The following is a 12742-nucleotide window of genomic DNA, read 5'->3' on the forward strand; positions in this document are numbered from 1 at the left end:
CATAAAACTGCAATCAAAATAGGTGATAATTTAAACTCGAACTGTATTTTTTATAATCTAGAAGTTGAAGTAAATGAGCACACCAATGACGCAACTCACATTTGCGTTACAATCGTTTGAAGATCCTCTCTCTGCGGCTATGGGCCACACAATGGAATACGAGCAGTTAACCTTGCAAGCCAGTGCTATGCATGAAATAACGCTGCAATGCGTATTGCCTGACGACGCCCACGAAAACGATATTATTTCGCTGAGCGCAACGTATCCCAGTGCCCGTGATGCGCAATACTTTACTGAAAAAGTACTCACTAACGCCGACTTAGAGCGTGGTTATGTGTATTTAACATTAAGTAAAATTACCCAAAGCCACTGCTTAGTAATGCAATTGATGCTGCATGGCTTAAATGCCACTTTAAAAAATAGTTTACAGTTTGATATGCAAGTAAATGCGTTTGAGGCTGGTTATAAAAATCAGCAAGCCCTTAAAAGCCAAACTAAGCCACACGGCGTTAAAAAATACTTTCGTAATATGAGCTCAAGTTTATTTTCGTTTTTTTAATGTGCTGGTATACAAATTTATAAAAACTTAATCAGCAAAACTCACTTTACCCATAGTGACCCCTGCAATACCCTGCGCAGTATTATTTAGGTGCTGCTGCTCACCTGCTAGGCATTCGTTGGCTAAAATGGCAAATAGTACGGCCTCTTTGGCATCGGGGTTTATGCCTAAATCGTCGGTATTTTTAAACGCTTTAATAGTCGGGCACAGCGCATTAAGGTGCGCCATTAATAATGGGTTATGAATACCGCCACCACTTGCGTACACCACACACTCTTTAGCACTTTGCGCGCATTCGTTTAACGCATTTGCAATTACCCTCGCGCTAAACATATTTAAAGTTGCCATTACATCTTCATGGCTTAAGTGCTGTGTATTTGTTTGCAGCTGAGCGGCATGCAAATAGCCTAAATTAAATACCTCAGGCCCTGTTGTTTTAGGCAGCGCAAGCTCAAAAAAAGTGTTGCTACACAATGCATTTAATAAGAGTGAATTAACCTTGCCAGCTTTAGCTATTTTAGCGCCATCATCAAAGTGCATACCTTTAAAATTCTGCTGTACGTACGCATCCATAATGGTGTTACCTGGGCCTATGTCGCTACTAAATACGCTATTTGTATCACCGCTTTTAGGTAAAAACGTTAAATTAGCAATACCACCCATGTTTAATAAAATGCGGTTCTCATTGGGGTTTGCAAAAAATAAGTAATCGCCATATACCGCAAGCGGTGCACCTTCCCCTCCTGCGGCTATGTGTTTTTGCCTAAAGTCGCCAATCGTTGTAATACCGGTAGTAACGGCTATTTGGTCGCTATCGCCAATTTGTAATGTGCCATTAGTAAAGCTTTTATGATTATGCTGCGACTGTGGGCAGTGGTAAATTGTTTGCCCATGACTGGCTATTACATCAATACTTGCTGGATTTACCTGCCAAGTATGTAAGCACTGATTAACCATATCGCCATGGAGTTTACCAACCCATGGATGCAGTAAGGTAACAAGTTCTAAGTCACACTCTCGTTTGGCAAATACCTGCTTTATTTTGCTTTTATACTCGTTGTTATAGTCAACGGTGGTAAAGTTAAGCACTTCAATTTGCGTATTTATACCTGCGCCCGTTACCTTACACAGTGCTACATCGAGCCCATCTAACGAGGTACCACTCATTAAACCTATAATTAAACGGCTTGGTTTTTGGGCACTATTATAAAGTGCTGCTATGTGTGGGTGCATAAAGGTATCTTAAACAGGTATTATATTTTGCTTATATTAGAGTACTTTAAAACAAAGTTATAGCCGTAAACGGTTAATCTTTGTGATTGTGCAATCTCTAATTGCTTGCTAAGTTGACCCGTATGCAACAGACACTTTATTAAAACAATGATCACCCTAAGAGACTTTAAACCAAAGGACGCGCCACATATTATTAATACCTTAAACGATGAACAGGTTACGCGCTTTTTATCCTCTAAAATTCCATTTCCGTATACTCAAGCCGACGCCGACTGGTGGATAAACCAAGGCTCTAAAAGTGGAATAGTTAAGGCCATTGTTGTAGATGAGCAATTTGCGGGGTGTATTGGTATCACCCCCGGAGAATTTGAATTCAGCCGCAGTGGCGAAATAGGCTATTGGCTTAATAGTGACTTTTGGGGGCAAGGAGTAATGACTCATGCTATTTCGCATATTTGCGATGACGCATTTAAAAGCTCAAACCTAAACCGTATTTTTGGCGCTGTATTTGCTGGCAATACAGGCTCTGTAAAGGCACTCACTAAATGCGGTTTTAAGGCCGAGGCTGTGCTCAAACAGGCCATTTATAAAAATGGTGTATTTTACGATAGCCATATTTTTAGCAAGCTAAAATAAACCGTTTAGAATAAATACTCTGCAAAGCTTGAATTACCAGCCTCGCGCCCAAAGCTCGTGTATTAAGGTACAAATTTTTATTTTCGTATAACTTAGCGCGCATTATTGTTTAGGCTCAACCTGGTTTTAAACGCGTAAACATTCGCTAAGTAAATTCACTCTTAAGAGGAGATTTTTATGTCTGCAACTAGTCGTCAACTTACTTTAGCATCACGCCCGCACGGTGCCCCTACCGATGAAAACTTTGAACTTAAAACAGTAGATTTACCAGCGCTTAAAGATGGCGAGGTGCTGCTGCGCACTATTTACCTATCACTTGACCCATACATGCGTGGCCGCATGAGCGATGCAAAGTCGTATGCCGATCCGGTTAATGTGGGCGATGTAATGGTAGGCGCTACCGTATGCCAAGTAGAAGAGTCTAAAAACGATAAATACAGCGAAGGCGAATGGGTACTTGCTTACACCGGTTGGCAAGATTACGCCATTACTAACGGCGAAGGTCTTATGCAATTAGGTAAAGAGCCAGAAAACCCATCGTACGCACTCGGTATTATGGGTATGCCTGGCTTTACAGCCTACATGGGCTTACTTGATATTGGCGCACCTAAAGAAGGCGAAACCGTTGTAGTAGCCGCAGCAACAGGGCCGGTAGGCGCAACCGTTGGCCAAATAGCTAAAATTAAAGGCTGTAAAGTGGTAGGCGTTGCTGGTGGCAGCGAAAAATGTACACATGCCGTTGAAAAGCTGGGCTTTGATGCCTGTATTGATCACAAAGCTGATGACTTTGCAGAGCAGCTAGAAAAAGCCTGTGATAACGGCATAGATGTTTATTATGAAAATGTGGGCGGTAAAGTGTTTGATGCCGTATTACCTCTACTTAATACCGCAGCCCGTGTGCCACTGTGTGGTTTAGTGTCGCAATATAATTCTACCAGCCTTCCAGATGGGCCAGATCGTATGGGTATGCTAATGGGGCAATTGCTTACTAAACGTATTAAAATGCAAGGCTTTATAATTTTTGACGATTACGGCGACCGTTACGACGAATTTGCACAAGACATGCAAAAATGGCTACAAGATGGCAAAGTACAATACCGCGAACACATGGTAGAAGGTATTGAAAACACCATTAGCGCATTCAACGATATGCTAAACGGTAAAAACTTTGGTAAAACCGTTGTTAAAATTAACGAGCCACTTTAAATTTTACAAAGCGTTACTGCACATGCAGTAACGCCAACAAGGACTGACATGATTAAACTACACCATTTAAATAAATCGCGCTCAAAACGTATTATTTGGCTTTTAGAAGAGCTTGATGTTGATTACGAAATTGTTGCCTACCAGCGCAACACAGAGACCTTTTTAGCGCCTGACGAACTTAAAAAAGTACACCAATTAGGTAAGTCTCCAGTGATTGAAGACGATGGCTTAATTGTTACAGAATCTGGCGCTATTACCGACTATTTAATTACTAAATACGGTAACGGTAAATTTGCGCCAAAAGCAGGCACCGCTGAATATGTTGAATATCAACAATGGCTTCACTTTGCCGAAAGCTCTGCTATTTTACCGCTGTTGCTTAAAATGTTTGTTTTAAAAGATGGCGCTAAAACAGAGTTTTTAGAAAATTACGCCGATGCAGAAACCGTGAAAGTAATTAGCTACTTTAACGACCGACTCCAAGGTAAGCGTTATTTAGTCGGCGACACGTTAACCGGTGCCGATATTATGATGTCGTTTATTGTAGAAATAGTTAAAAACTCAGGCCAGCTTGCCCACTTTAAACACCTTGTAAAATACGATGAACAATTACAAAGCCACGAGAAGTTTCATACAGCTAATGAGCTAGAAGCTAAATACGATTAATTAAAGTACAAAACACAGATAAACCAAAGGGGCTTTTTGAGCCCCTTTTTTAGTGCATATGTTTTTATTAAATACCCGCTATTTCGCGCTCTGTAATACACTCGTTTGAGGCCATTTCAAACTCGCGGCACGTAAGTGGGCGGTTTTCGTAAATGGTACACATTAGGGTATTGCGGTCGAGCGCTTGGCACCAGCCGTCGTCTGCGCGTTTCATTACTTCGCTGCCCCATTTGTCGTAATCAATGTATTGAAAAGGCACGCCCGTGTCGGTCACTATGCGCACTTCTAATTGGCAGCAACATGCCTGGCAATTAGCGCAAGTTACGGGCTCAGGTGTAGAGGGAATAGTTTTACTTGGAATAACAGTATTAGGCATAGTGACTTACTTTTTTGAATAAGCCACTAGGATACAGTAACTAATTTAACGCGCTAGTAGTTTTGCTTTTATATCGCTGTAACGCATCTGCTCACAAAGCGCAAAACCACTCAGTTGGCGTACTTTATTACGTGCAAATAATGGCACGCTCATGCCCGCTAAAAAGCGGCACTGGGTTTCAATACCTACACTGTGAATACCTTTTGTTGTCATGTGCGCTAAAAACTCATCCACTTTTTGATAAACAACGTCATCGGCAATGTGAGCAGGCTCTATTGAATATTCAAGTTTTACAGCATTACCACGGCATACACTACAATGCCCGCATTGCGCTGGCGCATTTTGGTCGTCAAAATAACGCGCCAAGTTATAGCTTAAGCAACTTTGTAGCTCAAAAAAGCGTACCAATGCAGCTATACGTTTAATCTCGGCTTGTTCTTTTTCGATAAAATAACTGTGTAATTGTTTTGCAAGTTCAGGGTTATTTATAACCTCACTATGCACTTTGTAAACTTGGGTAATACGTTTGGTTTCAAGGGTTATTAGGTTTTTTTCGGCTAGGTAGTCAAGCGCGGCCACAACCCGCTTACGGTCAACTTGGGCGGCTTGGGTAAGGGTGTCAAAATTAAGCGTGCCCCATATTTTTTTAAAATCGGTATGGCTAAATATTTGCGTTAAAAAGGCTTGGCGCTGCTCGTCAAACTGGCTAAGTAACTCGTTTTTATCAACCAAAAACTTGTATTTAAAATCGGCGTAGTAAGCATATTGCGGCGTTATTGCGCCTTGCATTTCTAGTTGTACCAGCAAGGTTTTAAGCGCTAATTGGCGAATGTTACTTTCGCTCGATAAGCTGTACTCTTGCATTTCCCATTGCTGCGGCTGGGCTTTAATATCGTTAATTACGTATTCAATGCCGCTCAGCTCAGGGGTGTCGCCATACACAAAGTTTTCAACTGTGTTTAGGCCATCTAAATTAGCCAAGGTGTAGCAGTTTGATGGGTTGCCATCGCGCCCTGCACGGCCAATTTCTTGGCTGTAGTTTTCAATTGATTTTGGTAAATCGTAATGAATAACAAAGCGAATATCTGATTTATCAACGCCCATACCAAAGGCTATTGTTGCCACAACAACGTTAATTTTACCCGCCATAAAATCATCTTGAATTTGCCAGCGTAGTGTATCTTCAAGCCCTGCATGATACGCAACCGCCTGAATACCTTGCGCACTTAGCGTATTAGCCACTTGCTCTGCACTTTGCTGAAGCGTTACATACACAATACCTGGGCCATTTTGCGCACGCACTATGTTTGTAAGCTCAGTGTTTTTGTCAGCCGTTTTTACACTTAGCACACTTAAATCGAGGTTAGCGCGGTAAAAGCCGGTTTGTACAATACACTCAGGGGCAATATTAAAACGCTCGCTCATGTCGCGTTTTACTTTTTTAGTGGCTGTGGCGGTGAGTAATAGTACCAGTGGAATATTTAGCTCTTCGCGGTATCGCGGTAATTTAAGGTAGTCGGGTCTAAAGTTATGGCCCCATTCAGATATACAGTGCGCTTCGTCTACCACCAGCATAGACAGCGCAACTTGGCTTATAAACTCTCTAAAACGCTCGTTTTTAAAACGCTCAACCGACACCATTAATACTTTAATTTTACCATTTCGCACATCGTTCATTACGGTGCTGCTTTGCATTTGGTCTTGGCTAGAATCAAGGCTTGCCGCGTAAATACCTTTGCTATTTAAAAAGCTAATTTGATCTTTCATCAATGCAAGTAAGGGCGACACCACCAAGGTTAAGTTTGGTAAATGCATAGCTGTTAGCTGATAACACAACGACTTACCCGACCCCGTAGGAAATATAGCCAGTGACGACTGCCCATTTAAAAGCTGCTCAATGGTTTGCTGTTGCCCTGCTCTAAATTGGCTAAAACCAAAATGCTGCTCAAGTGATTTAATTAATGGCGTGGTCATAAATATCCTTTTTGGCTAGGGAATAGGCTTTAACAGCAAAAGTGCAACGTAAATGAAATATTTGCATATAGCCCAAAGCATCTCAATATAAGAGTGTCTGTTGGCATTAAAAGCAATTTAGATAATGCATAGATTGCAAGTATTAGCGGCTTTATTGCAATAATCCACAAAGCACTAAAACCTACTTAAAATCAATAGGTTAAAATAATTAAAAGCATTTAATATCAGCGTTATACCCTATTAAAAGCAAGCTGTCTTTTATGTAAAGTAGCGCCTTTATATTAGGGCCCTGTAAAGCGCTAAATTTTTCATACTGAGGCAATTTAGACCTTAGTATACAACAAATAAGCTTATCAATTGCTGACATATGTTTTATTTAGGCGCAAAATACGCACCAGATGCTCAATGGTGTTAACAGCCAAGCTAATTTTGTATACCCAAGTGATTTTTTATAAGCGTTATAAGCAGATTATTTGGGTATATTATTTTTTAAGGGCATTGCTATGAATATAACTAAACCTAAAATCGTCGTTATTGGCGGTGGCGCAGGCGGACTAGAGCTGGCAACACAATTAGGGCATAAATTAGGGAAGAAAAAACAAGCCGAAATTCTTTTAATCGATAAAAACCGCACCCACATATGGAAGCCGTTACTACACGAAGTAGCGACAGGCTCTATTGACCCCGATTTAGATGGCGTTGTGTATTCAGCCCACGCTGCAAAACATCATTATAATTTTCAGCTTGGTACATTTTGCGATATAGACCAAAGCAATAAAACCATTACCCTTGCACCGCACCTTGATGAGCTAGGCCACACTATTTTGCCGCAGCGCAGCGTACGCTACGACCACCTTGTTATTGCCATTGGCAGCGTAAGCAACGACTTTAATACCCCAGGCATAAAAGATCATTGCTACTTTTTAGACTCAAATCAGCAAGCTGAGCGTTTTCAGCATTCTCTACTCGACAGCTTTACTCGCCTTCACCAAGACGACAACCAACAGCAATCATTAAATATTGCCATTGTGGGCGGCGGCGCAACCGGCGTTGAGCTCTCGGCAGAGCTTTACCATGTATCTGAATTATTAAAGCTTTACGGCCTTACAAATATGTCGTCTAAGCGTTTACATATTCATTTAATAGAAGCGGGGCCCCGTATTTTGCCCGCCCTACCCGAGCGCATAGCCGATAGCGCAAAGCGCGAGTTATTAAAACTCGGCGTAAACGTACGAGAGCAAACACTGGTAAAAGAAGCCACCGAACAAGGGTTTATAACAAAAGACGAAGAACACATAGACGCCGATATAATGGTATGGGCTGCAGGTGTAAAAGCGCCAGATTTTATTAAAGATTTAGGTATTTTTGACCTTACCCGCAGTAACCAAATTCAAGTAAACGAGTTTTTACAAAGCACCGTAGATGAAAGCATTTTTGTTATTGGTGATTGCTGCGCCTTTACCCAAGAAGACGGAAAGCTCGTTCCACCACGTGCGCAATCGGCGCATCAAATGGCGCTATGTGTAGAAAAAAATCTTATTGCCACGTTAAAACAACAGCCATTATGCGGCTTTAAATATAGCGACCATGGCTCTCTCGTTAACTTATCGCGCTACAGTACGGTAGGTAATTTAATGGGTAACTTAACCAGCAATACCTTTTTTATAGAAGGTAAAATTGCTCGCTTTATGTATATATCACTGTATCGCATGCACCAGCGCGCCATACACGGCAGCGCAAAAACCTTTGCATTATGGATAAGCGAAAAAGTACTGCGTGTTGTGCGCCCTAAAATGAAACTGCACTAGTACATAAACAGCAGCTAAATAGTCAAAAAGCTTTAATAGGTAATGTAAATTATCTTTTAAAGCTTTTTTGCTTTATGCGTATCTAAAATAGTACCATGCAGTTAGATGTAATTGTAATTCAAGGGATTGACGCTAATGAAAAAAGTACTTTTTGGGATTGTAATAATCACTGCTTTAGCTGTTTATTTTTTTCAAACTCAACCGCACTCTGTAGCTGTAGAGCAAGCAGAACAAGTGAAACCAACCACCTCTGAGGCAAGCGTAGTTAATAAAAAGCAGCCAAATGAGGACTCACCGCTACAGGTAGTTAATAAACTAAAAAAACAGATTAGCCTGTGTAGAGATCAGTCACAACAACAAAGCAATAAAGTACAAACATTGAATCAGTCGCTTGTTTCATTTTTTGTAAGTGAACTTAAAAAAGGGACATCGGTATCCACGCTTTTAAAGTATGCAAACCTATCAGAAATCAATAATCGTCAATACATTGCCTTTTTAAGAGATGCCATAGTTACTGAGCAAAAACAGCAGCTTAATATTACTAGCTCTTTAAACGAGCTAGCTAATTGGCAAGGCATTGAGGCTATTAAGGGCTTCACCAATGATAAAGTACAAGAAATGATACAACAGCTTGGAGATAATAAGCATAACCCTCCAGGACTTACTCTGAGTGTACCCCTTGATGAAAATGTACAAAAAGAAACCCTTTATGCTTTATTAAACAACACCGATACATTTACCACTTACTCTAAAACCTTTATTAAACTTGAAGGCAGTGAGGTAATTTCTCCGGCGACATTGTTTGTGCTTAATGCAAATAAATTTACGCCAAAAGAGTTTGAGCAGGCAATTTCATCTAACCAATTTACAGTGAATGAAGTGGCTACCGCTATAAAAAACGATATTCCTAATGAGTATATTATTGCGCTTTTACAGCAAGTTCCCGTGCTAGATGCCATGCCGTTATACGAAAAAAACACTGTTTTATATAACTTAGCCGATATTGCGGTCAGTAAATTTAATTTACCTCTTGTAAAAGCACTGCAAACAAAAGGCGTTACGCCAACCAACGAGCCAGGCCTATTTACAGGTTTAGACGTGGCTATTGTAAACCTGCCTAAAAGCGGTAACTTAACCCTAGCCCCATTAGATACTAAGCACACCCAGCTTTTAGATTATCTTAAAAAGCGTGGTTACAAAGCACATAGCGGCAATGCGAATGAAGACCTAAATAGCAAAGGGGTATTTTTGTAAATGACTTTATTTACCAGCAAGGGGCCTATATTAATAAGCAGGACAACCCCGCGCAATACGCTTACTTTAGCCCTATTGGTAAAAATAACAATAACGCGTTACCCCAAATAACTGAGCCTGATAATTCTGATGTTGCCCTTTTTTTAGTAGATTTAAAGCAGCAAAAAGCGCAGCTAAACAATAAAAGGCAAAACTGTGAGCTGTTACAACAACAGTTAAAAGATACAGAGCAGCTGCACACAGTAATGCAAGCTTATGACAAAGTTCAACAGGTTAAAAATAAGCACGGATCTAACTTTGTACGTGTTTTGCACGATATAGACCCTGTTTTAGTCAATTATTGGTGGAGTAGTCTGAGTAACCAGCTTTCAAACGATAGAAGCCAAAGCACATTTAACGAATATTTATCTAAGAAAGAATATCAAAAAGCTTATGAATACAGCCTCAGTACGGTATTAACTCAAGCCGAAACCGATACGCTTTTTTCTTTATTACTCTTAAACCCTGATGATTTAATCACTACTTGGCAAAACCGCATAAACCCTAAGCCACCGCGTGAGTTAACACGATTAAGCCGTTTTTCGATAAACCATTGGCAAGCACTCGCACAGGCGGGTTTTGATTTTTCGATTACCGATATACATGGGCGCGACGTTTATACACAAGCTGCATCGTCTTCTTCTGAGGCAGTACAGTTTTTAATTGATAATAAAATACCGGCTGATCCCAGTAAGCTTGGCGTAGATATACTCGACTTAGCATTAGAGCAAAGTTATTCAAAAGGGGAGTTAAGCCCAATGATTCCTTTAGCTTTGCAGCTTGTGGAAAAATTTGAGCCAAACCACTTAGCCCGCGTAGCACGATTAAAAATGTTTTACCCTGAGGTTTATCAGCAGTTAATTCAGCTAAACCCAGCGCTTAAGCCTGCCCAGGGCACAGAGCTAAATCATTATATATTTGATAATCACTAAATAACCCGCTAAGCACGCTAACGCCTCTTAGCGTGCTATTTGAAAAATTAATGTCTTTAATATTTAACATTGCCTGTGTAGAGTATTTAAAACAATTAAAGGATTAGGGCTATGACGGGTAAAACGCTAATTTTTAATTTTGATGGTACTGGGGGCGAGCCTCGCGATGCAGAGCAATTTAGCTCAGACCATTTTAAAGAAGACAGTAGTATTTCTAATATTCTTAAGCTGCATTTATTATTAGGCGGCAAACTCGATGACTCCCCCACCACCCCATTTACAAACCAACTTAGTTTTTATTATCAAGGTATTGGCACTAAAGGTAGCCGCTTAAAACGTATTTTGAACCAAACTTTAGCGCCACGTGGTGACGATGTTGCCAGTATTTTAAATCAAGCCATGAGTGATTTTAAAGAAAATTACCAACTAGGCGATACCCTTTTACTTACCGGTTTTAGCCGAGGCGGCGCACTCGCTAGGCGTTTCGCAAAAATCCTAGAGCCTTTAATTAACGATAATGTTTACGTATGTGTATTTGATACCGTGGCCTCAATAGGTTTATCAAAAGTCAGTAAAGCAACGCGCGGTGCCGAGCATGTAATATTTGAAAACCACACCATTGCTAATAATATTTCGCAGGCACTGCACTGCGTAGCACTTGATGAAAAACGCCGTGCGTTTGAACCCACCCTAATGAACCATCAAAATAATATTACCGAGCTTTGGTTTGCAGGGGCACATTCAGATATTGGCGGCGGTTATTACCGCGATGGCCTAGCTGATATTTGCCTGCGCTATGCGCTTGAATGGTTAATTGAGCAACCACTTAATATTAGCTTATTAACCAGCCACGATATTGACTACGAAACCTTATTGCCTGGCAGTAAATTAGTTGACCAAGACGATGTAACCGTAACGCCCGATCCTCTGGCTTTAAGTCATCAGCAAAATTACTTTTGGTTTAATCCCTTTTTTAAATTGGTGGATAGGGAGTGCTATGTACTTATTGATAACGAAGCCAGCAACCTAGAACCACATATACATCAAAGCGTAGCTACACGAATTAATAAACTAACTAGCTATCGCCCAGAATCGCTTAAAAACCTGCATTACAAAATTAGGTATAACGATAACAGCACATTAAGCTTTACTGGTTTAAGCCAACACATTGCCCTTGAAAACCAAAACATGAGCGTATTACAAGTTTCGCAAAGCCAAGATGTAATAGTGTTTGCCAGCGAGGCACATAACAATACAGGGCTTATGTTAGTTGAAGGCGCAACTTATAAGTTTGAACCTTACCCCAATCAATTTTGGTATGACGACGGCATAAAATGCACCGCGAGCGGCTGGCACCGCGATAATGTGCAATTAGGGGTTAAAGAAATCCCTATGGCATTGCTTGAACCATTTAGACGACTTCCAAGAGCGCAGTGGTTCTCTTTGGTTGGCGCAATTAACAATAACGACGAATATTTATTTGAAATAGCCAATGGCGCTACAGTAACCATTACTAAATCAGGTGAATTTAGCCCCTTTGCCAATGACTTAAGCCGATTTTACGGCGCCAATGCAGGAAAAATAAAAGTAAAAGTAACCCGCATAAGTTAAATGGGCTGTAATCGCGCAGCTTGCTGGCGTTTAAAAACAATGCTTTAACCGAGGTATAAAGTGATTGTTTCACCACCGAGAAGCGAAGGAGAATACCTAGAGAAGTGACTAAACGTTACGGGTGTTTTCTCTGTGTAGCGCGAAGCGCCTCGGTGTACTCGGTGGTGATATACAGATAACTTATACTAATTTACTTTGGCTGCTCGTTTACTTCTCTCTCTTCTCTTTGTGCATATTGTATTAAAGATCAATAAACCACAAAGAGGCTTAGAGGCGCTTCACTTTTAGAGAAGTAACGAGCATTTTACGCGAGCAAGCTTCGCGCCTTGTATCTCTCGTTGATAAATGATTAGCTATCATTTATCACATCGAAGTCAGTGAGCTTGCCTTTGCGCCTAGTATTTAATACTGCTCCGTAGATAAAGCCCTGACTTTCTATTCTCACAAA

Annotated in this window: 11 protein-coding genes; 8 read left to right on the forward strand and 3 right to left on the reverse strand. The window is 40.7% G+C overall.

Translation table 11 applies throughout. The features are described 5' to 3' along the window. The first annotated feature begins 73 nt into the window (after window positions 1-73). Window positions 74-559 (forward strand): hypothetical protein, encoded by a 486-nt coding sequence (locus PSH41_RS13185; protein WP_024032946.1) that lies wholly within the window; start codon window positions 74-76, stop codon window positions 557-559. A gap of 27 nt (window positions 560-586) precedes the next feature. Here the strand turns inward: PSH41_RS13185 and PSH41_RS13190 are convergent, their stop codons facing one another. Next, window positions 587-1792, reverse strand: coding sequence for an anhydro-N-acetylmuramic acid kinase (locus PSH41_RS13190; protein ID WP_273589233.1), 1206 nt, complete (start codon window positions 1790-1792; stop codon window positions 587-589). 147 nt (window positions 1793-1939) lie between these two features. On the opposite strand from PSH41_RS13190, the gene PSH41_RS13195 reads away from it, so the two are divergent. The 3 genes from PSH41_RS13195 (at window position 1940) to PSH41_RS13205 (ending at window position 4300) form a co-directional block, all read left to right on the forward strand. Beyond that, window positions 1940-2428, forward strand: a complete 489-nt coding sequence (locus tag PSH41_RS13195) for a GNAT family N-acetyltransferase (protein ID WP_273589234.1) — start codon at window positions 1940-1942, stop codon at window positions 2426-2428. Between the two features lie 177 nt (window positions 2429-2605). Next, window positions 2606-3634: an NADP-dependent oxidoreductase gene (locus tag PSH41_RS13200; RefSeq protein WP_273589235.1), complete on the forward strand. Its 1029-nt coding sequence runs from the start codon at window positions 2606-2608 to the stop codon at window positions 3632-3634. 48 nt (window positions 3635-3682) lie between these two features. Next, window positions 3683-4300: a glutathione S-transferase family protein gene (locus tag PSH41_RS13205; protein ID WP_004586963.1), complete on the forward strand. Its 618-nt coding sequence runs from the start codon at window positions 3683-3685 to the stop codon at window positions 4298-4300. Between the two features lie 67 nt (window positions 4301-4367). Here the strand turns inward: PSH41_RS13205 and PSH41_RS13210 are convergent, their stop codons facing one another. Together PSH41_RS13210 and PSH41_RS13215 are read right to left on the reverse strand one after the other, a co-directional pair. Continuing rightward, the gene (locus PSH41_RS13210) at window positions 4368-4676 is read right to left on the reverse strand and encodes a YkgJ family cysteine cluster protein (protein ID WP_024032949.1); all 309 of its coding nucleotides are present in this window, start codon (window positions 4674-4676) and stop codon (window positions 4368-4370) included. Between the two features lie 45 nt (window positions 4677-4721). Next, window positions 4722-6650 carry a RecQ family ATP-dependent DNA helicase gene (locus PSH41_RS13215; RefSeq protein WP_273589236.1) on the reverse strand — a complete coding sequence of 643 codons (1929 nt, stop codon included), beginning with the start codon at window positions 6648-6650 and terminating at the stop codon, window positions 4722-4724. A gap of 503 nt (window positions 6651-7153) precedes the next feature. On the opposite strand from PSH41_RS13215, the gene PSH41_RS13220 reads away from it, so the two are divergent. The 4 genes from PSH41_RS13220 (at window position 7154) to PSH41_RS13235 (ending at window position 12294) form a co-directional block, all read left to right on the forward strand. Further along, on the forward strand, window positions 7154-8458 hold the full coding sequence (locus PSH41_RS13220; RefSeq protein WP_029772829.1) for an NAD(P)/FAD-dependent oxidoreductase: 1305 nt from the start codon (window positions 7154-7156) through the stop codon (window positions 8456-8458). Between the two features lie 135 nt (window positions 8459-8593). Next, window positions 8594-9712: a hypothetical protein gene (locus tag PSH41_RS13225; RefSeq protein WP_273589237.1), complete on the forward strand. Its 1119-nt coding sequence runs from the start codon at window positions 8594-8596 to the stop codon at window positions 9710-9712. Window positions 9713-9957: 245 nt separating this feature from the next. Next, a complete protein-coding gene (locus PSH41_RS13230; protein ID WP_273589239.1) occupies window positions 9958-10683 on the forward strand; it encodes a hypothetical protein in 726 nt (241 codons plus the stop codon). A gap of 111 nt (window positions 10684-10794) precedes the next feature. Continuing rightward, window positions 10795-12294: a phospholipase effector Tle1 domain-containing protein gene (locus tag PSH41_RS13235; protein ID WP_273589240.1), complete on the forward strand. Its 1500-nt coding sequence runs from the start codon at window positions 10795-10797 to the stop codon at window positions 12292-12294. Window positions 12295-12742 lie beyond the last annotated feature (448 nt).

It is taken from the genome of Pseudoalteromonas sp. CST2, from assembly GCF_028599385.1.
Taxonomy (GTDB): Bacteria; Pseudomonadota; Gammaproteobacteria; order Enterobacterales; family Alteromonadaceae; genus Pseudoalteromonas; species Pseudoalteromonas atlantica.

What these genes read in the sequence shown, in the direction of transcription:
- PSH41_RS13185 (WP_024032946.1), top strand. Translation starts at nt 74, where the DNA reads ATGAGCACACCAATGACGCAACTCACATTTGCGTTACAATCGTTTGAA.
- PSH41_RS13190 (WP_273589233.1), bottom strand. Translation starts at nt 1,792, where the DNA reads ATGCACCCACACATAGCAGCACTTTATAATAGTGCCCAAAAACCAAGC.
- PSH41_RS13195 (WP_273589234.1), top strand. Translation starts at nt 1,940, where the DNA reads ATGATCACCCTAAGAGACTTTAAACCAAAGGACGCGCCACATATTATT.
- PSH41_RS13200 (WP_273589235.1), top strand. Translation starts at nt 2,606, where the DNA reads ATGTCTGCAACTAGTCGTCAACTTACTTTAGCATCACGCCCGCACGGT.
- PSH41_RS13205 (WP_004586963.1), top strand. Translation starts at nt 3,683, where the DNA reads ATGATTAAACTACACCATTTAAATAAATCGCGCTCAAAACGTATTATT.
- PSH41_RS13210 (WP_024032949.1), bottom strand. Translation starts at nt 4,676, where the DNA reads ATGCCTAATACTGTTATTCCAAGTAAAACTATTCCCTCTACACCTGAG.
- PSH41_RS13215 (WP_273589236.1), bottom strand. Translation starts at nt 6,650, where the DNA reads ATGACCACGCCATTAATTAAATCACTTGAGCAGCATTTTGGTTTTAGC.
- PSH41_RS13220 (WP_029772829.1), top strand. Translation starts at nt 7,154, where the DNA reads ATGAATATAACTAAACCTAAAATCGTCGTTATTGGCGGTGGCGCAGGC.
- PSH41_RS13225 (WP_273589237.1), top strand. Translation starts at nt 8,594, where the DNA reads ATGAAAAAAGTACTTTTTGGGATTGTAATAATCACTGCTTTAGCTGTT.
- PSH41_RS13230 (WP_273589239.1), top strand. Translation starts at nt 9,958, where the DNA reads ATGCAAGCTTATGACAAAGTTCAACAGGTTAAAAATAAGCACGGATCT.
- PSH41_RS13235 (WP_273589240.1), top strand. Translation starts at nt 10,795, where the DNA reads ATGACGGGTAAAACGCTAATTTTTAATTTTGATGGTACTGGGGGCGAG.